Annotated in this window: 33 protein-coding genes and 1 tRNA gene; 25 read left to right on the forward strand and 9 right to left on the reverse strand. The window is 58.5% G+C overall.

The genetic code is table 11. The annotated features are described in order from the left end of the window. Positions 1-48: 48 nt before the first annotated feature. Positions 49-300 (forward strand): DUF1654 domain-containing protein, encoded by a 252-nt coding sequence (locus tag AB4N84_RS27610; protein ID WP_460044158.1) that lies wholly within the window; start codon positions 49-51, stop codon positions 298-300. A 44-nt stretch (positions 301-344) separates the two neighbouring features. Here the strand turns inward: AB4N84_RS27610 and AB4N84_RS27615 are convergent, their stop codons facing one another. Then, entirely contained in the window at positions 345-1,178 is an 834-nt protein-coding gene (locus tag AB4N84_RS27615; RefSeq protein ID WP_460044160.1) for a hypothetical protein, read from the reverse strand. 518 nt (positions 1,179-1,696) lie between these two features. Between AB4N84_RS27615 and AB4N84_RS27620 the strand changes: the two genes are divergently transcribed. The 14 genes from AB4N84_RS27620 to AB4N84_RS27685 all read left to right on the forward strand — a co-directional run bounded on the left by AB4N84_RS27620 (position 1,697) and on the right by AB4N84_RS27685 (position 8,725). After that, on the forward strand, positions 1,697-1,897 hold the full coding sequence (locus AB4N84_RS27620; protein WP_460044162.1) for a hypothetical protein: 201 nt from the start codon (positions 1,697-1,699) through the stop codon (positions 1,895-1,897). A gap of 494 nt (positions 1,898-2,391) precedes the next feature. Then, positions 2,392-2,697, forward strand: a complete 306-nt coding sequence (locus tag AB4N84_RS27625; protein WP_460044163.1) for a hypothetical protein — start codon at positions 2,392-2,394, stop codon at positions 2,695-2,697. A gap of 161 nt (positions 2,698-2,858) precedes the next feature. Beyond that, positions 2,859-3,092, forward strand: a complete 234-nt coding sequence (locus AB4N84_RS27630) for a hypothetical protein (RefSeq protein WP_460044165.1) — start codon at positions 2,859-2,861, stop codon at positions 3,090-3,092. After that, the gene (locus AB4N84_RS27635) at positions 3,089-3,424 is read left to right on the forward strand and encodes a cytochrome c3 family protein (protein ID WP_460044167.1); all 336 of its coding nucleotides are present in this window, start codon (positions 3,089-3,091) and stop codon (positions 3,422-3,424) included. Before AB4N84_RS27630 ends, AB4N84_RS27635 begins: the two co-directional genes overlap by 4 nt. 107 nt (positions 3,425-3,531) lie before the next feature. Then, positions 3,532-3,945 (forward strand): hypothetical protein, encoded by a 414-nt coding sequence (locus tag AB4N84_RS27640; protein ID WP_460044168.1) that lies wholly within the window; start codon positions 3,532-3,534, stop codon positions 3,943-3,945. Beyond that, positions 3,945-4,142: a hypothetical protein gene (locus AB4N84_RS27645; protein ID WP_460044169.1), complete on the forward strand. Its 198-nt coding sequence runs from the start codon at positions 3,945-3,947 to the stop codon at positions 4,140-4,142. The genes AB4N84_RS27640 and AB4N84_RS27645 overlap by 1 nt, the downstream gene beginning before the upstream one ends. Before the next feature lie 253 nt (positions 4,143-4,395). Continuing rightward, positions 4,396-4,590 (forward strand): hypothetical protein, encoded by a 195-nt coding sequence (locus AB4N84_RS27650; RefSeq protein ID WP_460044171.1) that lies wholly within the window; start codon positions 4,396-4,398, stop codon positions 4,588-4,590. Continuing rightward, entirely contained in the window at positions 4,587-4,751 is a 165-nt protein-coding gene (locus AB4N84_RS27655) for a hypothetical protein (protein ID WP_460044172.1), read from the forward strand. The genes AB4N84_RS27650 and AB4N84_RS27655 overlap by 4 nt, the downstream gene beginning before the upstream one ends. A 198-nt stretch (positions 4,752-4,949) precedes the next feature. Continuing rightward, positions 4,950-6,107 (forward strand): hypothetical protein, encoded by a 1,158-nt coding sequence (locus AB4N84_RS27660; protein ID WP_460044173.1) that lies wholly within the window; start codon positions 4,950-4,952, stop codon positions 6,105-6,107. A gap of 7 nt (positions 6,108-6,114) precedes the next feature. Next, a complete protein-coding gene (locus AB4N84_RS27665) occupies positions 6,115-6,891 on the forward strand; it encodes an ERF family protein (protein WP_460044174.1) in 777 nt (258 codons plus the stop codon). A 3-nt stretch (positions 6,892-6,894) separates the two neighbouring features. Next, complete coding sequence (locus AB4N84_RS27670) at positions 6,895-7,512, forward strand: lambda exonuclease family protein (protein ID WP_460044176.1); 618 nt, start codon at positions 6,895-6,897, stop codon at positions 7,510-7,512. After that, positions 7,509-8,123 carry a hypothetical protein gene (locus tag AB4N84_RS27675; protein ID WP_460044177.1) on the forward strand — a complete coding sequence of 205 codons (615 nt, stop codon included), beginning with the start codon at positions 7,509-7,511 and terminating at the stop codon, positions 8,121-8,123. Before AB4N84_RS27670 ends, AB4N84_RS27675 begins: the two co-directional genes overlap by 4 nt. A gap of 72 nt (positions 8,124-8,195) precedes the next feature. Next, positions 8,196-8,423 carry a DUF7740 domain-containing protein gene (locus AB4N84_RS27680; RefSeq protein WP_460044178.1) on the forward strand — a complete coding sequence of 76 codons (228 nt, stop codon included), beginning with the start codon at positions 8,196-8,198 and terminating at the stop codon, positions 8,421-8,423. After that, complete coding sequence (locus AB4N84_RS27685) at positions 8,414-8,725, forward strand: hypothetical protein (RefSeq protein WP_460044180.1); 312 nt, start codon at positions 8,414-8,416, stop codon at positions 8,723-8,725. The genes AB4N84_RS27680 and AB4N84_RS27685 overlap by 10 nt, the downstream gene beginning before the upstream one ends. Here AB4N84_RS27685 and AB4N84_RS27690 read toward each other — a convergent pair whose 3' ends face one another. From AB4N84_RS27690 to AB4N84_RS27700, 3 genes are all read right to left on the reverse strand, one after another. Next, a complete protein-coding gene (locus AB4N84_RS27690; protein WP_460044181.1) occupies positions 8,726-8,920 on the reverse strand; it encodes a hypothetical protein in 195 nt (64 codons plus the stop codon). A 367-nt stretch (positions 8,921-9,287) separates the two neighbouring features. Continuing rightward, positions 9,288-9,485: a hypothetical protein gene (locus AB4N84_RS27695; protein WP_460044182.1), complete on the reverse strand. Its 198-nt coding sequence runs from the start codon at positions 9,483-9,485 to the stop codon at positions 9,288-9,290. A gap of 51 nt (positions 9,486-9,536) precedes the next feature. Further along, positions 9,537-9,746: a hypothetical protein gene (locus tag AB4N84_RS27700; protein ID WP_460044184.1), complete on the reverse strand. Its 210-nt coding sequence runs from the start codon at positions 9,744-9,746 to the stop codon at positions 9,537-9,539. Between the two features lie 62 nt (positions 9,747-9,808). Here AB4N84_RS27700 and AB4N84_RS27705 point away from each other — a divergent pair, with 62 nt between their 5' ends. From AB4N84_RS27705 to AB4N84_RS27750, 10 genes are all read left to right on the forward strand, one after another. After that, positions 9,809-10,927 carry a DNA-methyltransferase gene (locus AB4N84_RS27705; RefSeq protein WP_460044185.1) on the forward strand — a complete coding sequence of 373 codons (1,119 nt, stop codon included), beginning with the start codon at positions 9,809-9,811 and terminating at the stop codon, positions 10,925-10,927. A gap of 51 nt (positions 10,928-10,978) precedes the next feature. After that, positions 10,979-11,902, forward strand: coding sequence for a DNA cytosine methyltransferase (locus tag AB4N84_RS27710; RefSeq protein ID WP_460044186.1), 924 nt, complete (start codon positions 10,979-10,981; stop codon positions 11,900-11,902). 69 nt (positions 11,903-11,971) lie between these two features. After that, complete coding sequence (locus AB4N84_RS27715) at positions 11,972-12,166, forward strand: hypothetical protein (RefSeq protein WP_460044187.1); 195 nt, start codon at positions 11,972-11,974, stop codon at positions 12,164-12,166. Further along, on the forward strand, positions 12,163-12,552 hold the full coding sequence (locus tag AB4N84_RS27720; RefSeq protein WP_460044188.1) for a hypothetical protein: 390 nt from the start codon (positions 12,163-12,165) through the stop codon (positions 12,550-12,552). The genes AB4N84_RS27715 and AB4N84_RS27720 overlap by 4 nt, the downstream gene beginning before the upstream one ends. Continuing rightward, positions 12,549-12,800, forward strand: coding sequence for a hypothetical protein (locus AB4N84_RS27725; RefSeq protein ID WP_460044189.1), 252 nt, complete (start codon positions 12,549-12,551; stop codon positions 12,798-12,800). The genes AB4N84_RS27720 and AB4N84_RS27725 overlap by 4 nt, the downstream gene beginning before the upstream one ends. Beyond that, entirely contained in the window at positions 12,797-13,624 is an 828-nt protein-coding gene (locus AB4N84_RS27730; protein WP_460044191.1) for a DUF4194 domain-containing protein, read from the forward strand. The genes AB4N84_RS27725 and AB4N84_RS27730 overlap by 4 nt, the downstream gene beginning before the upstream one ends. 63 nt (positions 13,625-13,687) lie before the next feature. Beyond that, entirely contained in the window at positions 13,688-13,933 is a 246-nt protein-coding gene (locus AB4N84_RS27735) for a hypothetical protein (protein WP_460044192.1), read from the forward strand. After that, positions 13,930-14,655 (forward strand): hypothetical protein, encoded by a 726-nt coding sequence (locus AB4N84_RS27740; protein ID WP_460044194.1) that lies wholly within the window; start codon positions 13,930-13,932, stop codon positions 14,653-14,655. The genes AB4N84_RS27735 and AB4N84_RS27740 overlap by 4 nt, the downstream gene beginning before the upstream one ends. 53 nt (positions 14,656-14,708) lie before the next feature. Next, a complete protein-coding gene (locus tag AB4N84_RS27745) occupies positions 14,709-15,425 on the forward strand; it encodes a metallophosphoesterase (protein WP_460044196.1) in 717 nt (238 codons plus the stop codon). A gap of 294 nt (positions 15,426-15,719) precedes the next feature. Then, positions 15,720-16,916 carry a tyrosine-type recombinase/integrase gene (locus tag AB4N84_RS27750; RefSeq protein WP_460044198.1) on the forward strand — a complete coding sequence of 399 codons (1,197 nt, stop codon included), beginning with the start codon at positions 15,720-15,722 and terminating at the stop codon, positions 16,914-16,916. Positions 16,917-16,985: 69 nt separating this feature from the next. On the opposite strand, the gene AB4N84_RS27755 is transcribed toward AB4N84_RS27750, so the two are convergent. The 5 genes from AB4N84_RS27755 to pheS form a co-directional block, all read right to left on the reverse strand. Beyond that, positions 16,986-17,062 (reverse strand) — tRNA-Pro (locus tag AB4N84_RS27755). Between the two features lie 91 nt (positions 17,063-17,153). After that, a complete protein-coding gene (locus AB4N84_RS27760; protein ID WP_074753187.1) occupies positions 17,154-17,510 on the reverse strand; it encodes a MerR family transcriptional regulator in 357 nt (118 codons plus the stop codon). Next, entirely contained in the window at positions 17,491-17,793 is a 303-nt protein-coding gene (gene ihfA / locus AB4N84_RS27765) for an integration host factor subunit alpha (protein WP_002553164.1), read from the reverse strand. The genes AB4N84_RS27760 and ihfA overlap by 20 nt, the downstream gene beginning before the upstream one ends. Before the next feature lie 3 nt (positions 17,794-17,796). Further along, positions 17,797-20,178 carry a phenylalanine--tRNA ligase subunit beta gene (pheT, locus tag AB4N84_RS27770; protein ID WP_460044199.1) on the reverse strand — a complete coding sequence of 794 codons (2,382 nt, stop codon included), beginning with the start codon at positions 20,176-20,178 and terminating at the stop codon, positions 17,797-17,799. Between the two features lie 84 nt (positions 20,179-20,262). Then, positions 20,263-21,279, reverse strand: coding sequence for a phenylalanine--tRNA ligase subunit alpha (pheS, locus tag AB4N84_RS27775; protein WP_074753189.1), 1,017 nt, complete (start codon positions 21,277-21,279; stop codon positions 20,263-20,265). Between the last annotated feature and the right edge of the window lie 78 nt (positions 21,280-21,357).

Genomic DNA, 21,357 nt, shown 5'->3' on the forward strand with positions numbered 1-21,357 from the left:
TTGGATCCTTTTTACTGTATATCCATACAGCTAACCAAGGAGGATCACATGGCAAAGCAGAAACCCCAGGCACCGAAAGAACCGACTTCCTACGAATTGCTCGGCATGCGTGTACAGCGCGCCATCAACACGCCCAAGGCCCAGTTGTCGAAATCCGTCTTGCTCGAACGATCAGCGAATGACGACCCGGCGGACTGGGATCGCATCCTCGATGAGATCGCCGAGAACGACAACGTGACCATCGCACACCGAGACGACGGACTGATCCAGCTCTTCTGGACTGTGCCCAAAGAAGATTGACCGCTATTCGATCGAGGAGCCCGCCAAGCAGCGGGCTTTTCTGCTTACATGGCGTCCTTTCCGCCATGAGCCTTCCAGGCGGCTATTATCTCTTTCATAGCGAGCTTTTGAGCGTCAGGCAGGATGAAGTCTTTGTAATACTGGCGTCCGTTGAAGCGCACGATCACCTTCTTTGATGCAATAACCTTATCGATCATTGGGCGATTCGAAAGCGGGGCATCCGACCATTCCCAGACGCTCCCGCCGGTGTTGTCCCTGGAGAAATCAAGACCGCCTAGGTTAAAAGTCTGATCGTCTGCCTTAATCGTCACCGATTGGACGAAAAGCCAGTCATCCCCGAAATAGTGGAGCTTCAGTCTCAACGGATATGAAGCGGCTGAACTCTGCTCGGTGCCGAAATAGAGCGATACGTAGTCGCTCATGAACGGCTCTGACTTGTGGGAGAGCCAAACAATTCCTCGTACCTCATCGACGCTCCGTTTGAGGTTTTTCTCTGCTTGCGCCGCGGCAATCCGATCTGCTTCAGCCTTCTTCTCTTGTTCTGCCTTCTTCGCCTGAGCTTCTTCCAGACGCTTTGCCGCTATCGCAGCGATGGCGGTTTTAGCTTCCTGCGCCTGAGGCGACTCAGGGTGACGAGCAATAAGCTGCTGGAAAGCTTTTTCGGCTCTTTCGCGACTCCCCTCCTCCAACGCTGCTCGTCCCGTGGACAGCAACCTTGCTGGGCCATTTTTTTCCGAATCAAGTTCGGCCTTCAGGGCGCTGTTCTCTGACTGGAGCTGAATCACCTGGGCTTTAAGCTTTTCTGCGTCCTGATGGTCAGCGTTGCCGCATCCCGAGAGACCCACTACCACCAACATCGTGCAAGCAATTTTTTTCATCAACGCCGTCTCCTTGTAGGCGGCGCCACTTTACCAAATTCCTAACGGCCATGATTTTCAGGCACAACCAGCCCATTTCGATTTCGCCTGAACCCAGCCGCAGCAATAGCAATCCGTCACTGAAATAGCTCGGTGCAAAAATACATGACCGGAGGTATTGACCTACACACAATACCGGCGGTATTGTTTACCCATCGCAGCGACAAACCAACGGTGCGACAGGGACTGAAGAGTCCTGCCAGCTCTTTAAAAATCAGCGCCATGAACGACTACCCGGCCAAACCGGTTAGGTCACTCCCGGCACCATCGGTGGGAGGTCAGTAAACCGAAGGAAACAAACCGCTGCGCTTGTGAGGCGACCGGCGCCAGATGAAAGCCATTGAGGGGCTCATTCTGGCGAGGTTATGACCGAACTGTGCGAATGACCCTGACGGGCGCAGTGAGTGACAAGACAGATTTTCTCGGTGCCCTTCTCGCGAGGGGTACCCGGAAAATCAACCGCCCAGGAGGGCAAGACCATGGCAACACAATCTCACTATCTGATGGTCGAGCGTAAATACGGTGATAGCCCGTCCCACTGGCATCCGCTGTGGGAAGCGGAAAGCCTCAAAGAAGCACAGGAAGCATTGGAGGAGATGCCTGTCATTTACGGCGAAATCTCCCGAATGATCGTTTCGGGTGCTGCTTCAGGCGACTGTCAAGAGCTTCGGCCCTGCTGAACCATCACTCCTGCGCATTCACAGAGTGCGCAGTAAAGAACACCGACAGCGCTGACAGACCGTACTGGGTGCCTAATCCGGGTGAATGTCTGTTCCGATCACCTCGAAAGAGGCTGCATCGGAGTGTGATCTGCATGCGCAGTAGCGGGGCACCGTGAGCGCGTATGAGCCGGGTAGCTTAAAAGTAAAGCCCAGTGCACGGGAGTTGAGGGTGCAAGACCCTTCCCGGCGTTCAGATCACACCCCGATGCAGATGAAGCAACAAGCGCAGGCTGATGCGTGGGTTTAAAAACTAACAGTTCCCGAGAGTGATCGCTGACCGGCTAAGTACTATTTTATGCCCGCGCGGTACCGGCTCGTAATAACTGGCATTGCGGTAGGCGAAAGCCGTTGACCGCGGCATGACTCTCAACCCGGAGATCAGCACCGGGCATCTGCACCCTATCCAACGGGTAGCCACTGCCTTCCCAGTGAGCGAGCAATAGGAGATTGCGATGAGTCTTGAAGTCCAGGGCGAACCAGTAACCGGCGGATATCGAATCATCGATACTGATCGGCATGAGGGCTATCAGGGTGTGGCCACCGTTACTCAGCGTGATGCTCACCCGATGGTTTATGACTGCTTGATCAGCCACGACGAAGCGCTTGAGCGTGCAAAGCTAATGGCCGCCGCGCCAGAGCTGCTGGAAGCGCTGCAAGAGCTTCGTGCCCTTATGCAGGGCGTTATCGACGGCGAGTACGATCCAGACTTTGCAACCTTGCAGATCGCCGACGCTGCCATCGCCAAAGCCACCTCGTAACACCCCTCCTACACCCTCCCGAACACACCCACATGCAACCCCTCCGCTGACCCTTGGCCGTTCGCGTTCTTGTGGTTGCAGCTGAGTGTGTTTGGTTAATCAGCAAGGAGATCATCATGTATCACTGCACGGACACGCAGGCGGTCTGCCGAGGTTGCGGCATGAAACTTCGCGGCTCGCCATCCTGGAAAGGCGGCCTCGCCTATCACCCTGAGCCGAAAGGTGAAGTCCAGCGGTGCCACTACGGCGGCTGGGTATGCTCGCGCCGTTGCGACATCCGCGCCTGCGTCGAGCTGGAAGGAACCATGCCCGGTTGCGGATCGATTCGCAGCTATGAACAACTTTCGCCATACGCGAAGGAAAGCATCAACAATCATTGGCCGGAGGCAGCATGAACTTTCAGCCACCAGATCCCGAGCGCTTTGGGACGTGCAACAAGTGCCACAGCCTGATTGAAGAGTCTGAACAATCTGGCGGGATTTGCTTTGAGTGCCACGCAACAGACTTTGGTAAAGAGCCCGCTTTCCCTCTGGGCGCCAACGAATACGGCGGACACGGCAGCTGCTTCGGACTGCCGGTTCGCGACTACATCGCCATCAAGGCGTTGCAGGCAATGATTACGACATCAGGCGCACCGGCGTTGCTCGGACTTGAGGGCAGCGAATACGACACCGCCAAGGCTGCTTACAAGATGGCTGACGCCATGCTCGCCGCCCGAACCGAATAAACCCTCCCCGACCGCATCGACAGGTGCCCGCGTGCTTCACGGCACGGGCTTGGTCACCTGCGCGGGCATCTGATCGATGCGGTTGAACAGCGCCTACGGAGGCGACGATGAACTCATTCGCAAGAGCGCAAGCGCGCTGGGACAACATGCAGCCGGATGAAGACTCCGGGCATGAAGAAGCGGCGCGTGTCTGGATTGAAAACACGGCTGAGAACCTGATGCGCGGCTGTGACCTGGTGATTCGCCGTCGTTTCTCGGCGCCGATCGTGGTCGAGTATTCAGCCTACCTCGCAGCGGTTCAGCTGCATCTGAATCAGCGGCAGATCGACGGTGACGACACCGAGGACTGGTTAGCGCAGTTGGTCATCGCGGCCGTCACCGGCGGACCAGTCAAGACGTTTGGCGAGGCACTGCTTGGCGAAGGTGAAACGTCGATGGGCAAGCTGTTCGATATCGCCGTGGCGCTGGTCGAGCCTTACGCCGAAGCAGGGCTTCAGGCTGAAGCAGAGGATCTGGACTGATGAACAGCCCTCACGTCCACATCAGCAAGCAGCTGGACCAGCTCGAAACTCTGGATTACCCGCCCTTCTACGAAGCCATCGTAGAGCGCCAGATCATCAACCTGTTCACCAGCAACCAAATCAACCCGGAAGAATTCGCCTACTACTGTGAGCGCTTCAGGCGCTTGGCTGGGCGTGAAGCGAGGATAGCTGCATGAGCAAGTGCAAATATCAGATTTCATGGGTTGGCCGGTGCAATCAGCCTGCCGATGAATCAGAGCTGTGCGCTAAGCACGTCGGTATCAAGTGCTGCGTTTGTGGGAGCCAAGCTGTCGATGAATGCGACCACACTGGCCAGTTTGTTTGCGGTGCTCCGCTATGTGGTGACTGCGTTGGCGTTACTGACCAGGCCAAGCCTTCAGGCAACTGGGGCTTTATGAATCACGGACATCACCGCAAGGAGTCAGCCCAGTGAGTACGCCAATCGTCAAATCCCTGATCGACGAGCAGCTCGACGACATCGAACGGAAGCTGGCGGTGATGGGCTTCGGCCTTCCGTTCAACGAAGTGCTCGGCCTGCCGCGCGAGACTCCGGTGTGCAACCTGACAAAGCGCCTGGCGCCGATTCAGAGAGGTCGGCGTATCGCGGTGAGGGTTCGGCCATGACCGAAGAAGAGCAAATCCAAGCTATCGAAAAGGAGCTCGGCTTCACCAGGGAAGATGCTGAGCAGTGCTCGTGCTACGCGAACCCAAACGGCCCTTGCGCGAACTGCTGGTCATTGGGCTGGCGGATCGGAGGCATTGAAAAGCCCGAGGATCCATCGTGAACCGGCAACAAGCACGCCGCGCGGCGTACTGGCGCGGATCTGCCGTTACTCTTCTCTTCTGCACCTGCCTGATGCTGCTCAGTGCCCTCGCTGACCGCATAACCCAATAGCTGCTTATCAGCTTCTTAGCAAAGCTAAGAGACCCCTACCCCATTCAATCGCAGCGCCCCGGCACACGGACGGCGCGGGAGACTCCGCATGTCTGCAACTCAGCAAGTCATAACCATCGACGACATCAGCGCCGACAATGCGCCGGTCATTTATGTGGCCGGCGGCCTCAAGCAGTTCTTTGAGCACGCCAAGGCCCTGGCAACCGGCGAAGTGCCGGACCTCACAACCCGCAAGGGTCGTGAGCGTGTAGCCAGTCTCGCAGCCGAGGTCAGCCGGTCGAAGGCGGCAGTCGAAAAGCCAGGTCGGGAGTACCTGAAGAAGATCAAGGAAATCCCCAAGGTCGTCGAGGCCGAGCTGCGCGAATTCGTCAACTCGATGGACGCTCTGCGGGACGCCACGCGGCAGCCCCTGACTGACTGGGAAAAGGCCGAAGATGCGCGGGTTGATGCTCACAACGACGCAATCCAGCAGATGAAAGACTTGGCCGTCTTCACCGAGACGCCAACAGCGGCACATGTCGCCAACGTCATTGCTGATCTGGAGATGGTTGAGCTCGGTGAAAGCTGGGAGGAGTTCTTGCCAGAAGCTGCTCAGGTCAAAGACCGGTCGCTGGCCACCCTTCGCGCACTGCTTGCTGATCGGACAAAGCACGAAGCGCAACTGGCTGAGATCGCCCAATTCAACGCCGAGAAGGCCCTCCGCGAGCAGCAAGAGCGTGACGCCGCCATTGCTCGCGAGGCAGCCGAGAGAGCGCGGCGCGAAGCCGATGAGCGTGCAGCTGCGGAACTGGCGGCTGCCGCCAAGCGTGAGCAGGATCTGAAAGACCAGGCCGCAGCCCAGCAGCGCGCCGCCGAGCAAGCGGCCCGAGACGCAGAAGCCGCTGCCGCGCATCAGGCTCTGCAACTGAAGCTTGCTGCTGAACAGGCGGAACGCATCGCCACTCAAGCAGAAGCAAATCGACTCGCCGCGATCCAGCAGGCCGAGCAAGACCGAATTGCCGCAGAGAAACGCCAAGCCGAAGCGGTTGAGCGAGCTCGTCAGGAAGAGCTTGATCGCCAGGCTGCGGCAGTAGCCTTCGAGCTTCAACAGGCCCAGGCACGCGAAGCGGACAAGGCTCATAAAGGCGCCATCTACAAGTCAGCCAAAGAAGCGTTCATGAAAAACGGCATGACGGAAGACTGTGCGCGCCTGGCCGTGAAGCTGATCGCCAGCAATCTGATCCCCGCCATCTCCATTCAATACTGAGGTCGACATGAGCAACGTAGCCCTCGCCGAGCAACCGGAAGCCCGGCAAGTCGCCAGCCCGGCGGCCACCAACGAATCCACCGCAATGCTGACGATGATCCAGCGTGCGGCGACTGACCCCGCATTCGACGCTGACAAGATGCAGAAAATGATGGAGATGTACGAGCGGCACACAGACCGTACCGCCGCAGCCGCATTCAACGCTGCCATGGTTCGCGCCCAGGCTGAAATCGGCCCGGTATTCCGCGACAAGTACAACGCTCAGACGAGCAGCTCCTACGCCGCGCTTGAGTCGATTGATCGCAAGATTTCCCCGGTATACACCGCGCACGGCTTCTCGCTGTCATTCGGGACTGGCGACAGCGCACTTGTCGGCCACATCAGAACCATCTGCGATTGCATGCACGAGGCCGGTCACACAAAGCAGTACCACGTTGACCTGCCGATTGACTCGGCGGGCATCAAGGGCAGCGTTAACAAGACAGGCGTCCATGCTGCGGGCTCGACCTTCAGTTATGCCCGACGCTACCTGACGATGATGATTTTCAACGTCGTCCTGACTAATGAGGACGACGACGGTAATGGTGCAGGTCCAGAGCCAGCGCCTGAGCCCGTGGTCACTGCCGGCCAGGCTGCACAAATTACCGCTCTGCTTGGCAAGTGCAGCCAGTTGATGCAGGACAGCTTCAAGGCCAAATACGGCGCGCCTGAAAACGTCTACAAGTCAGAAGTAGACGAAGTTTTGGCCCGCCTCAACAAATCAGCCAACCGCCCGAAGGAGTAAGCCATGCAAATCATCACGAACGTAGAGCAAGGCACTCAAGAGTGGCTGAACCTGCGACTCGGCATCGCCACAGCCTCAGAATTCGAATGCCTTCTGGTCAACGGCAAGGGCGAAGGTGGATTCGGGGTCGGAGCCTTCACCTACATGGACACGCTGATCGGTGAGCGAATCACCGGTGAAGCGGCTGATCCATTCTCCGGAAATCGCCACACAGAACGCGGTCATGAGCTTGAGTCTGTCGCTCGGAACCTCTATCGCGAGCAGTGCGAGGTTGAGACCAGCGATTGCGGGATCATCCTCAACCATGGCGCCGGTTATTCGCCAGATTCGCTGGTCGGCGCCAATGGCCTGGCCGAGGTGAAGACCAAGCTGCCGAAATTTCAGGTCGGCGTCATCCTGCAGAACGAGGTTCCGAAAGATCACGTCGCGCAGTGCCAGGGTGGCCTCTGGCTGTCGGAGCGCGAGTGGATCGATTTCGTGAGCTTCTGGCCGGGCATGCCTCTTTTCATCAAGCGCATGTACCGGGACGAAGCCTACATCCGGAAACTTTCGCAGCGGATGAAGGACTTCTACGAAATCATGGACGAGCGCATGAACCGAGTTCTTGGGGTGGCGGCATGATCAGCCTCGAATTAAGCATGGTCCGGCACAACCAGCCAAAGTCGGCTGAACTGGCGGCGGCGATGGATGAGTATCTTCGCCGCGGTGGCCAGGTATCAGAGGTCGCAGGGCCTATTCCGGCTCCACGGCCATACGGGTACCGCACTGCTCCCGCCCCAGTCGAATCGCCAGATCGCAAGCCGCTTCCGCCGCGTCGCAGCAAAAAGGAATCGATGCAACATCTGCGCATTGTTCCGGACATCGAGGAGGCTCAGGCCAAGCCGGTGAAGCCGAAGATGCCACCGGCTGACTTGGATCGTGTTCGCGATCTGGCCAAGACGCTCTCGCAGGGCGAAGTCGCCGAACTCACTGGAATCAGCCGCAAGCAGCTCTACACCATGGCGCGGGCTTACGGCTTCGAATTCCAGCGGGCTGCCAATGGCGGTGCCGCGAACCTGGTGCACAACCAGAGCGACCCCGTGAAAGATGCACGGAATGTCGAGCGCATCAAAGCCCTTCGCGATATCGGGGTAAGCCAGCGCAAGGCCACCCAGCACATGGGCATTAGCTCCAAGTATTTCCGCCGGCTCGTTCGTGATTACAAGATCGAGTATCCGGCGGCTAAAAGGTGAAGCGCGTCTTCAAGGCGCCTCAGCAGCGAAAGCGCAATCCACAACACCACCTACCACCGAGCGGGCTTGCTTATGCTGACTCTCGTTACCAGCTACCAGATGACCATGGAAGACGCTCTGCTGGCGATGCTCCTGGCGTACCGCATCCACGGAACGGATTCAGCAATCAAGGCTACTGCGCATCGTGTCCGCGACAAGGTGCGGATCGGCTGCCGACCAGCCATCAACAACGTGATCCGCTGCCGGTCTCAGCTGGAGTGGGCGAAAAATCTCTGTGAGGATGAAGAGTCATGGCGATGACGCAGCAGCAGCGCGACGAGAAGACCGCGCTCAAGAGGAAGGCGTGCGGCGAGGAGGAATTGCGGTTACGCGTCAGGCCCGGCACGAAGCAGGCGCTCGCCGAACTGATGGCTTGGGCGGAGATTGAAGAACAAGGCGAAGCGCTGACGCTGATGATTCACCATCTTCACGGATTAGGGCCTGATCGGGCCCTGCCGCTTCTATCGATACCGCGCCACGAAATTACGGTGTCGCCAATTGTGGCGCGGAAACTTGAGCTGGCCTTTCAGCGTGAGGCGTTGCGGATCGGCCGGGAAGACTGATTACCGAAGGTTGATTTTTATGTGGCGAAGGTAATCAACCGCTTCAGTCTTTTGAGTGGTCCCGCCAGGCCCTGCGCTGCCCATGATAGTGCCTTGAGCTTTCTCGAAAATCCGCTCTACATCCTTGTCGGTTTGTTGCCGCAGAACGGCCACCAAAAGATGTTCTATCGCATCAACTTGCGCTTGGTTATTCATCTTCACTCCTTGACCCGGCCCCATGCCGGTCACCACGTATAGCCCACCACCAACCTATTCGCCACCGAACTTTCGGAGGAGACTGCTATGTGCGATTCATTTCAGAACCGACATCTGACAAAAGCCCGAAAGCCTCACCAGTGCGAAAGCTGTCGCCGGTGGGTTCAACCTGGTGAGAAATACGTCGCCATGGCGGGAAAGTGGGATGGTGACTTTTACGCCGTAAAGCTGTGCCAAGGCTGCGAGTCACTGTGGGAGCTGATTTGGGCATTCGACAGTGATCACGGTGGATTGCTCGACGATGGCGTGGCCTTCCACCAGATCATGGAGGTCGGCGAAGAGTTTGGCCTGATCTGCTACGTGCCACTCACAACAGAGCATCCACCGCCACCTCAATCTCATTGATGGCCATCGGCACATGCAGCGCATCGTATTCCCGGTACTGCAAAAGCTCGTCGGCGGCGGCCTCTGACAACTCGTCCAGATCCATACCCCGCTTCCGCGCTACGTTGAGCACTGCCTTCAGCGCCAGCGCCAAACCTTTCGTCCTGTCTTCGTCCATCACGCGTCCTCCCTGTGAAGCGATAAGCGTAGGCTAACTGATGGGACGATGGGGTTATTCGCCTTCACCATAGTCAATGGCATTAGCAGCGCTTTCGATTTCACCGATTGCCGCAACTATCGCAGGCGATATGTTGCTTGGCACCAGAGTGAGCGATTCGATTGCCGTCTCGCAGAGCTCATTTATATCTACGTAAAAGCTGCGCGCGGCATTCAAAACCGCCTCCAGCGCGATGGTCAACGCTAACTCTCGGCTATCGCTCATGACCTTCTCCCTTCCTGTGGAGAGGTAAGCGTAGGCCATTCCCAACCGCATGGAATCGAACCATGAGCCAGCAGCACCAGATTCTGGTTGGCGACTGCATCGAGATGATGCGGACGCTGCCGGATAAATCAGTTCACACCTGCGTGACCAGCCCGCCCTACTTCGGCCTGCGCGACTACGGGGTCGAAGGTCAGATCGGCCTTGAAGAATCGCCGGCCGAGTTCATCGCCCGCCTCGTCGCAGTTTTCCGCGAGGTGCGTCGAGTACTCCGCGACGATGGAACAGCCTGGGTGAATATGGGTGACAGCTACGCCGGCAGTTGGGGAGCGCAAGGCAGGCCTCAAGGTGATGGCCAGATGTCTGGGCGCAGCGTCACATCGGCACGCCAGATCAACGAGCACCCACGGTTTAAATCCGGTACCGGCGTGCGCGGCCGCGAGATGGGCATGAAGTCGAAGGACCTGATGGGCATGCCGTGGCGCCTTGCCTTCGCGCTCCAGGACGATGGCTGGTATCTGCGGCAGGACATCATCTGGAACAAGCCGAACCCAATGCCTGAAAGCGTGCGGGACCGGTGCACGAAGTCGCACGAATACGTTTTCCTGCTGAGCAAATCGAAGAAGTACTACTTCGACCAGGGCGCCATTCTCGAACCCTGCTCACCCAACACTCACGCCCGGCTGTCTCAGGACGTTCAGGCGCAGATCGGCAGCGAACGGGCCAACGGCGGGGCCAAGAGCAACGGCAACATGAAGGCGACGGCCAGGAAGTCGAACGGCGTCGGCTGGGGCCATGGCACTGATGCCGATGAACGCCAGCGCGGCAGGATCAAGGACAACGAGTCGATGAACTCAGCCCTCGCGATCATGCCGACCGAGCGTAACAAGCGCAGCGTTTGGACTGTGGCCACACACAGTTTCAAGGGCGCCCACTTCGCCACCTTCCCGCCCGACCTGATCAGGCCGTGCATTCTGGCCGGCGCCCCGCGCGGCGGTTCGGTGCTTGACCCGTTCGGCGGCGCCGGAACCACGTCGCTGGTATCAATGCAGGAAGGCCGCCGGTCGATCCTGTGTGAGCTGAATCCGGAGTACGCGGCAATGGCCAGAGCGCGAATCGACTCTGCCTGGCTTGATGGTGCGGCGCAGATGGATGTCTTCCACGACGCCACGCCCGCCGCCTGAAACATCCCCCCTTCCCAACTTTGAATCACGCCACTGGCGAGGATCCCCACAATGCTCCGAGCAATTGATTTGTTCGCCGGTCTCGGCGGATGGACCCTGAGCGCCGTCTCGGCAGGCGTAAAGGTCGTATGGGCGGCAAACCACTCGCCGGTCGCGGTCAAATGGCACGCGGCCAACCATCCCGAAACCGAGCGCGTCTGCCAAGACCTGCACCAGGCGCAGTGGGAAAAGGTGCCGACGCATGACCTTCTTCTGGCATCACCCTGTTGCCAAGGTCATTCGAGGGCGCGCGGTAAGGCCAATGGCAACCCGCAACACGATGCATCGCGCTCGACAGCTTGGGCTGTTGTTTCAGCGTTGGAGTTCCACCGACCGCAAGCGGCCTTGGTGGAGAATGTGCCGGAATTCACTGACTGGGCGCTTTACCCCGCATGGGTGGCGGCGGTGCAAGCGCTGGGATATCAGGTCGCCCCGCACGTCTTGGACTGTGCCGACCTTGGAGTTCCGCAGCACCGGGTCAGATTGTTCCTGGTGCTGACACGCAGCAAGGCGCCGCTGATGCTCGAGCTACATCGTCATCAGCATGTGGCGGCGGCAAGCTTTCTCGACTTTGAAATCGGCAAATGGTCGCTGATCGAAAAGCCAGGTCGTGCACAGGCGACGCTGGATCGTGTGCGCAACGGCCGTGAGCGCTTCGGCGACCGATTCATCATGCCCTACTACGGCAAAGGCTCTGGTTTGACTGGTCGCGACATCAGCCGTCCGATCGGCACCATAACCACTCTGGACCGCTGGGCGCTGGTGCGTGGTGATGAAATGCGGATGTTGAGCGCCAACGAGGCGCTGGCGGCGCAGACCTTTCCCGCCGACCTGCTGCGACCGGACAGCCACCGTCTGACGGTGCACATGGCCGGCAACGCAGTTCCTCCGCTCGCCGGCCAGCGCGTGATAGAAGCACTGATGGCTGCCGCCTGACCAACCCCACAGTAACCTCCAGAGGTTGCATATCGAAAAGTAACCTTTATGGGTTACAGGGATATCGCCATGCCTGAACCAGTTCAACAAGTCCGAGCCACGGTGCTGCTGGGTCGTGACGGTATGCATCGAATAAGCCTTCACCGCTTGCCTCAGGTTCATCTGACCCCGGCGCAAGCGCTGACCATCGCAAGAGAAATCAACCAATACGCCATCGACGCCATGCGGGCTGATGGTGAGCGAGAAATTCAGGAGGGGTTATGAGCGACGTGAAGCGGTACACGTTCAAGGGTGCTGCCGGTCGGTACGTCTATGAAGCCGACTTTGACCGGGCTCAGGCCCAACGCGATGCGATACTTGTGCAGGCTCGTGTGTGGTCAGGGGAAGCAAAGGCGCAGCGCAACACCGTGAACGAGGTTGGTTCGGTGCTCGGGGGTATCCCTGATTGGGGCCCCATAGCTGCAAAAGTTGGGGACCTGGTAACCAGATTAAATGTGTCAGAGCAGCGGGTTGATGATCTGCAGACAGATCTAGCTGCAGCATGTGAACTCCTGAAACACGGTAGCTCGCCTACCCCTGCGCATTGCGAATCGGTTTTGGATTTCCTTGCCGGCCAATCAGTGCTAGCCGCGAAGGTCGGCGAGTCATGAGCGATTTCGTGAAAGTGACTTTGCTGAAGGAGTCAGAGCTGCCGGCACACATCTCAAGTATGGACGAAGCAACCCGCAAGTGGACCGACCAAGCCGCCAGAGGTGAGTGTGGATGGGTCTGCTCGGACTGCTGCTACAGCTGGCCGAACGGAATGCCGGATAAGTGTGAGCACGGCAACCAATGGTGCACGGACATCATCGTTCGAGACAAGCTGCGCGCCATGACTGAGGGGAATGAGCCGTCATGACCAAAAAAACGGAAATGGTGAGCTTCAAGAAACTCTGCTACGGCGCGCTGTTCAAGTATTCAGCAGAAGAAGCGGCGGTATGGGTCAAGATCGGGCACAACACTGTCGCAGGATGGAAGCCTGAATACGTCAGCGACTCGTGGGTCGGTCAGCCGATCTGCTCATTCGCTGAAGACGATCAGCTCGACACTGATGTCTTTCTGATTACGCCCACCCCAACCGAGGATGTCCGCGCAGTGGTGGATGAGCCGGTGGCGTTTCAGATGCGTGTCCGGAAGTGGATGATTGAGTGCTTCGGAGTCGTGATCGCGGCTGATCGGCAAGAGCGCAACCACCGATTTCTTGAAGAAGCGCTTGAGTTGGTGCAGGCCTGCAACTGCGGTTGGGATGAGGCCCATCAGCTGGTCGACTACGTGTACGGCCGCCCCGTTGGCGAGAAGGCCCAGGAAGTTGGCGGAGTGATGGTGACGCTTGCCGCCCTGTGCTTGGCACAGAACTTGGACATGCACGAAGCAGCCGAAGCTGAACTGGCGCGGGTGTGGACTAAGGTAGAACAGATCCGCGCCAAGCAACTGGCAAAACCTGCAATTGGCCCTCTGCCTGGCGCTTACCCTGACCGCCACCAGCAGCGTCCAGTCAGCCCTCAATGTTCGGAGCACCTCCGAACACAAGGCAAGCTGCTCCCGCATCACACACTGCTGCCCCACCCGCCACGTCACTGGGGCTTCCTTCAACCAGAGCGCGAAGTCCCCGGCTACACGCTCGATCAGATGAAGGAATACGGCGCCAAGTGCGCTGCTGAAGCCTTGCGCCAGAACAAGTAACCCCGCCGCCCGTTCGGCCCCACCCTATCCCTATTGCCTGCTGCGTATGCGGCGAGGACCCGTATGAACATTTATCGGCACACGTTCGCAGCAGTCTGCCCAGCCGATGGCGAGATGATCGTCTATCGGCTCGAGATCAAGTCGTCAGCGATGATTCACGTCGAGCACATCAAGGCGGCTACCGCACTGATAAAAAAAGGCATGCATGAGCAAATCGCAGATCAGCTATCTGAATGTTTGGGCGGCGATCAAACTATCATCGCGACCCATCAGGGCGTCGAGATCGAAACCGTGAGGCTGAGCGGATGATCCATTACCACGGCACGCCGGTCGGCGGAAAGCGTGAGGATGCTGCGAAATTCTTGGCTGGACGGCACGCACTCGTACCCTTCCCCCGCAAAGACGATCTCGGGATTGTGGCCGATGCGTGCAAGTCATTTGTCTTCGACAATGGCGCGTTCACCGTGTGGAAGAAAGGCGGCCAGGTAGACGTCGATGGTTATACGCGCTGGGTCGAAGATTGGCACCGACATCCCGGCTTCACTTGGGCGCTGATTCCGGACGTCATCGACGGCGACGAAGAGGCGAACGACAATCTCGTTCGGCAATGGCCTGAAGAGTTGCGGGGCGTGCCCGTCTGGCATTTGCACGAGTCGCTTGATCGGCTGCAGAGGTTGGCAAGGTGCTGGCGGACTGTTGCCATCGGCAGCTCCGGTCAGTGGGCGACACCCGGCACCGGATCCTGGTGGAAGCGGATGGGCTCCGCGATGGACGCCATCTGTGACGATCAGGGACGCCCGGCCTGTCGCCTTCACGGGTTGCGAATGCTGGACCCTGCCATCTTCCAGCGCTTGCCGTTTGCCTCCGCAGACTCAACGAACGCCGCGGTGAACGGCGGTAGCATCAGCCGGTTCGGCATGTACGCACCGCCCACCGCAGGACAGCGAGCCAACGTAATCGCCGACCGTATTGAAGCACACAATAGTTCTCCAATCTGGCTTCGCGAAAAACAAACCGAACTCGCCTTATAACCCCTTCCCCATCTATCCACATGCCTGCCGGTGTACGGCGGGCGGGAGCAATAATGCTCGAAACAATTGAGGTGACGCGTGTGAAACGCTTCGCTGCGAACACTGCTGGGCGGGACATCGCCGTCGGCGACATCCATGGCCACTTCAGCCGGTTGCAAGCGGCGCTGGATGCCATCGGCTTCGACCCTGCCGTTGACCGGCTTTTCAGTGTCGGCGATCTGGTCGACCGTGGCCCCGAGTGCGAGGACGTGATCAAGTGGCTGAACAAGCCATGGTTCCACCCGGTGCGCGGCAACCACGACGATTACGTGGCCCGCTTCGACACCTGCGATATCGGCAACTGGATGCAGAACGGCGGCGTCTGGTTCGTCGGGCTGCCGCTGACCGAGCAGCAGAACTACCAGGTGATGTTCGAGGAGCTGCCGATCGCCATCGAGGTCGAGACCGCCGGCGGCATAGTCGGGATCGTGCACGCAGACTGCGTCTTCGATACCTGGGGGCAGATGAAGTCCGAGTTGGAGGCGCCCGAGAGCAATAAGCGTCTGCGCCTGACCCAGAACACCTGCATGTGGTCGAGATCGCGATATGAGCAGCAGGACTGCCGGCCGATCCAAGACGTACGCGCCGTAGTCGTCGGCCATACGCCGATCGAGCGCCCGGCAGTGCTGGGCAACGTTCATCACATCGACACCGGCGGATGGCTCAAGGATGGCAGCGGCCATTTCACGCTGCTGGATCTCGCCACCCTGCAACCAATAAACCCCGCATAGACCCCGGACGGAGGTAGCCAACATGGCGAACGCCACAGCCGCCAAGGCGACAAGCATCTTGCCGAGATTCATTCGGTTCGGTGATGCGCCTGGCTATCTCGGCATGTGCCGGGATGAGTTCAACAAGACCGTACGTCCTCAAGTCCGCGAATTCCCCATCGGAAAACAGGGCGTTGCATTCGACCGGCATGAGCTGGACGAGTGGGCTGATGCCTACATTTCGGCCAGGGCAATTGAAAAAGCCGCTGTTCAGGACAACAATCAGCCCCGCAGTGGGCGCCAAGGAGTCAATAAATGGCGCGAAAAACGATCTCCGGTCTCTACGAGAGAAACGGAATCTGGCACATCGACAAGGTCGTCAGAGGTCAGCGACTTCAAGAAAGCACTGGAGCAAGCGAAAGGCAGGAAGCGGAGCAATACCTGATTCACCGGCTGGAGAAGCTCAGGCAGGAAAAGGTCTACGGCGTGCGCCAGGTGCGAACGTGGCGCGAGGCGGCTACACGGTTTTTGGTGGAGTTCAAGGATCAGGCGTCAATCGCGCTGTCTGCATCGCACATCGAGCAGTTGGACCCGTACATAGGCGATCTGCCGATCACGCATATAGATGACGGGACTCTTGCCGCGTTTAAGCGCGACCGGCAGAAGCCTACGAAAACTGCAACGGGGAAGGTGAAGCCAGGCGTTTCGAACCGTACGGTCAACATCGCGTTGCAGCGTGTCGTCCGGATCTTGAACCTGTGCCACAGGAAGTGGCGAGACGCAGAGAAACGGCCATGGCTGGATAGCGTGCCAATGATCTCAATGCTGGAGGAGAAAAGGTCGAGCCGTAAGCCTTACCCGATGTCATGGGAAGAGCAGTCGATTCTGTTCGCGGAAATTCCGGATCACCTGCTGAGGATGGCTCTCTACAAGGTGAACACCGGCTGCCGCGAGCAGGAGGTCTGCAAACTCAAGTGGGAGTGGGAAATACGGGTTCCGGAACTGGGAACGAGCGTGTTCCTGATTCCGGATGACTTTGGCGGGCGAAGCGAACGTTCTGGTGTTAAAAACCGGGACGAACGGCTCGTTGTGCTGAACAAGGTGGCAATGCGAATCATCGACGGGCAACGCGGGTTGCACGCGCAGTATGTCTTCCCGTACGGCCAGCCTGACGCGCACGGGTCTACCGCGATGCATCGGATGAACGATACAGCATGGAAGAAAGCCAGGGTGCGGGCGGCGTCGAAGTGGGAAAAGGAACACAAGTCACCGGCGCACCCTGGGTTCAGAACGATCAGGGTCCACGACCTTAAGCACACCTTTGGCAGAAGGTTGCGTGCAGCGGGTGTGACCGAGGAAGATCGAAAGGCATTGCTGGGACATAGAAACGGCAGCATCACCAGCCACTATTCTATCGCAGAGCTTGGGCAGTTGATCGAGGAGGCAAACAAAGTATCGGCAACCGATTCGCGAGGACCGGCGCTGACGATCTTGAAAAGGAAAACGGGATGATTCCCCGCAAAAGTCCCTATGCATGAAAAAGCCCAACCTGAAAAGATTGGGCTAAGTCATTGAAAGATATGGTCGGGACGGAGTGATTCGAACACTCGACCCCTAGCACCCCATGCTAGTGCGCTACCGGACTGCGCTACGCCCCGACTAGGCGTGAATCTGTTGTCGCTTCTTGCGAAAGCGTCGAGGAATATACCCTAAGCTTTTGAATGATGGAAGTATTTTGATTCACCTACGTCAGGTGCGTAGCACGACCAAAACGTCTTCCAGTTCAGTGATCATTTGTTTGATCAATTGCTTGTACTGCAGGGAATCGTCCTTGACCTCATCACTGGACATCCGCAAGCGGGCACCGCCGATGGTGAAGCCCTGGTCATAGAGCAGCGCGCGGATTTGTCGGATCATCAGCACGTCCTGTCGCTGATAATACCGACGATTCCCACGGCGCTTGACCGGGTTGAGTTGAGGAAACTCCTGCTCCCAATAACGCAAAACGTGCGGTTTGACCGCGCAGAGCTCGCTGACTTCACCGATGGTGAAGTAGCGTTTGCCGGGAATAGGCGGTAGCTCGTCGTTATGACTTGGTTCCAGCATAAGCCTCAACTCGGGCCTTCAGTTTCTGCCCTGGGCGAAAGGTGACCACACGGCGAGCCGTAATCGGAATTTCTTCCCCTGTCTTGGGATTTCGACCCGGTCGCTGGCGTTTATCTCGCAGGTCAAAGTTGCCGAATCCGGACAATTTGACCTGCTCGTTATCTTCCAGAGCGTGCCTGATTTCCTCAAAGAACAGCTCAACCAGTTCCTTGGCTTCTCGTTTATTCAGGCCTAGCTCTTCGTACAGACGTTCGGCCATCTCAGCTTTCGTCAGAGCCCCCATACGCTACTTCCTTAACGTGGCGTTTAACCTTTCCTCAAGCGAGGTGAGAATTTGCTGCGTCGAAGCGTTTACCTCATCATCAGTAAGAGTGCGCGATGGATGTTGCCAGGTCAAGCCAACTGCAAGGCTTTTTCTATGCGGATCAATGCCTTTACCCTGATAAACATCAAATAACCTGAGGTCTGTAAGCCATTCCCCTGCATTTTCACGAATAACGTCCATCACCGCCGTCGCCGCGACCTCACGATCTGCGAGCAATGCCAGGTCTCGACGGACCTCAGGGAAGCGCGACAGCTCGTGGAATTTAGGCAAGCGCCCTTGGGCGACATCAGCCAGTACCAGCTCGAACACGAACACCGGGCGGTCAAGACCGAGTGTCTTGCTCAGCTCCGGGTGCAAGGCGCCGATGTACCCGACTTCGCGACCGTCTCGCTCAATGCGCGCGGTCTGACCCGGGTGAAGCGCTGGGTGTTTACCCGGCACAAAACGGAAGTCATCCAGTGCGCCGGCAAAGCCAAGCACGGCTTCAACGTCAGCCTTGACGTCGAAGAAGTCCACTGCATCGCGGCCCTGTGCCCAACCTTCAGGCAAACGGCTGCCGCAGATCACACCTGCCAGCATAGGCTCTTGTTTCAAACCTTCCAGTTGACCGACGAAACGCAAGCCACTCTCGAACAGGCGGACGCGGTCCTGTTGACGATTGAGGTTGTGCTGGAGCGCCTTGACCAAGCCTGGCCACAGCGACGAACGCATCGCCGCCATGTCGGCGGAAATCGGGTTGGCCAACAGCAGCGGCTCGACGCCAGGATTGAACAGTTCGAACCATTTCTGATCGATGAAGCTGTACGTAATTGCCTCTTGATAACCCCGCGCAACCAACAGACGACGCAACGCTGGCAGATCACCCTGCGCTTCGGCGCGGGCCTGAGGCGCCAGACGCGCCTGCGGATAACGAACCGGCAGGCGGTTGTAACCGTACAAACGCGCCAGCTCTTCAATCAAGTCGACTTCGAGCGAGATGTCGAAACGGTGACTTGGCACTTCAACGCGCCATTGGCCCGCCGAATCAGCCGCAACCTTAAGACCCAACCCAGTGAGCAGGCGCTCGACTTCACTGGCGTCCATCTTCATGCCGAGCATCTGCTCGATACGATCGGCGCGCAGGGTGACAGGTGCAATTGACGGCAAATGTTGCTCGCTGACGGTTTCGATGACCGGACCGGCTTCGCCACCCGTGATCTCCAGAAGCAAGCCCGTGGCGCGCTCCATCGCTTCACGCGCGAGCTGCCAGTCAACACCGCGCTCATAGCGGTGCGAGGCGTCGGTGTGCAGGCCATACGAGCGCGCTTTACCGGCAACTGCGATTTGATCGAAGAAAGCACTTTCCAGAAAGATGTCACGCGTCGTCGCGGTGTTCACGCCACTGTGTTCGCCGCCCATGACGCCCGCGATCGCCAAAGCGCGCTGGTGATCGGCGATGACCAAGGTGTCGGCGCGCAGGCTGACTTCCTGGCCGTCCAGCAGAACAAGCTTCTCACCCTCTTCCGCCATTCGAACGCGTATACCGCCGTTGATCTCGGCGAGATCGAACGCGTGCAGTGGCTGTCCCAGCTCGAGCATGACGTAGTTGGTGATGTCGACGGCGGCGTCGATGCTGCGCACCTCGGAACGGCGCAGACGCTCAACCATCCAGAGCGGAGTCGGACGAGACAAGTCAACGTTACGAATGACACGACCCAGGTAACGCGGGCACGCGGCCGGCGCCAGGACGTCGACCGAGCGCACTTCATCGTGGACCGCTGGAACAACGGCAACCTGTGGACGTGTAACGGTCGCGTCATACAATGCGCCCACTTCACGGGCCAGACCGGCGACGGACAGGCAGTCGCCACGGTTAGGCGTCAGGTCGACTTCGATGCTGGCGTCGTCCAGCTCCAGGTAGGCACGGAAATCCTTGCCCACCGGCGCGTCAGCCGGCAATTCCATCAGGCCGTCGTTGCCCTCGCCCACGTGCAGCTCAGCCTGTGAGCAGAGCATGCCATTGGACTCAACGCCACGGAGCTTCGCTTTCTTGATCTTGAAGTCGCCCGGCAATTCGGCGCCGATCATGGCGAAAGGAATCTTCAGGCCTGGGCGCACGTTGGGCGCACCGCAGACAACCTGAAACGTTTCCGAACCATTGCTGACCTGACAAACGCGCAGTTTGTCAGCGTCTGGGTGCTGTTCGGTGCTGACCACTTCACCCACCACAACACCACTGAAAACTCCGGCGGCCGGGGTCACGCTATCGACCTCCAGACCCGCCATCGACAGACGCGCTACCAGCTCGTCACGGGAGACTTGCGGGCTTACCCAGCCGCGCAACCACTGTTCACTGAATTTCATCCTGCTCTCCTGATAGATTCGTTACGGATCTGCGACCTGACCACCGCACGAACACCACCCATCCGGTGGCGTCGCGCAGGGTCCCTAGCGAAATTGCGCGAGGAACCGCAAGTCGTTGTCGAAGAACAGGCGCAAGTCATTGACGCCGTAACGCAGCATGGCGAGACGCTCTGCGCCCATGCCGAAAGCAAAGCCCTGGAATTCTTCCGGATCGATGCCGGACATACGCAGCACGTTCGGATGAACCATGCCGCAGCCCATGACTTCCAGCCAGCCGGTCTGCTTGCAGACGCGGCAGCCTTTACCGCTGCACATCACGCACTCCATATCGACTTCGGCGGAAGGCTCGGTAAACGGGAAGTACGAGGGGCGGAAACGCACTGCCAGTTCTTTTTCAAAGAACACGCGCAGAAACTCTTCGATGGTGCCCTTCAGGTCGGCGAAATTGATATCGCGGTCGACCAGCAGGCCTTCGACCTGATGGAACATCGGGGAGTGAGTGATATCGGAGTCGCTACGGTACACACGGCCTGGACAGACGATGCGGATCGGCGGCTTGTTCGATTCCATGGTGCGGACCTGTACCGGCGAGGTATGGGTGCGCAGCAACATGTTCGCATTGAAATAGAAGGTGTCATGCATCGACCGGGCCGGGTGATGGCCTGGGATGTTGAGCGCTTCAAAGTTGTGGTAATCGTCTTCCACCTCAGGACCTTCGGCGATGCCGTAGCCAATGTGGGTGAAAAATTGTTCGATACGCTCCAGAGTCCGGGTGACAGGGTGCAGACCACCCGTGGCCTGTCCGCGGCCAGGCAGGGTTACGTCAATCGATTCGGCGGCGAGTTTGGCGGCAAGATCCGCTTCCTCGAACGACGCCTTACGCGCATTGAGAACCTCTGTGACACGCTCCTTGGCAACGTTGATCAGGGCGCCGACTTGCGGACGCTCTTCAGCCGGCAAATTCCCCAGGGTCTTCATCACCTGAGTCAATTCACCCTTCTTGCCGAGGTAGTGAACCCGGATTTGCTCCAGGGCATTGATATCTTCGGCGCTTTGCACAGCCTCAAGTGCTTGAGAGACCAGCGCGTCCAGGTTTTCCATGTACAGACTCCAGATACGAAATAGGGGAAGAGCTTACAAGGCTCTTCCCCTATCTATGACGTTTAACACCGAACCCCG

It is taken from the genome of Pseudomonas sp. S2_H01, assembly GCF_054668305.1.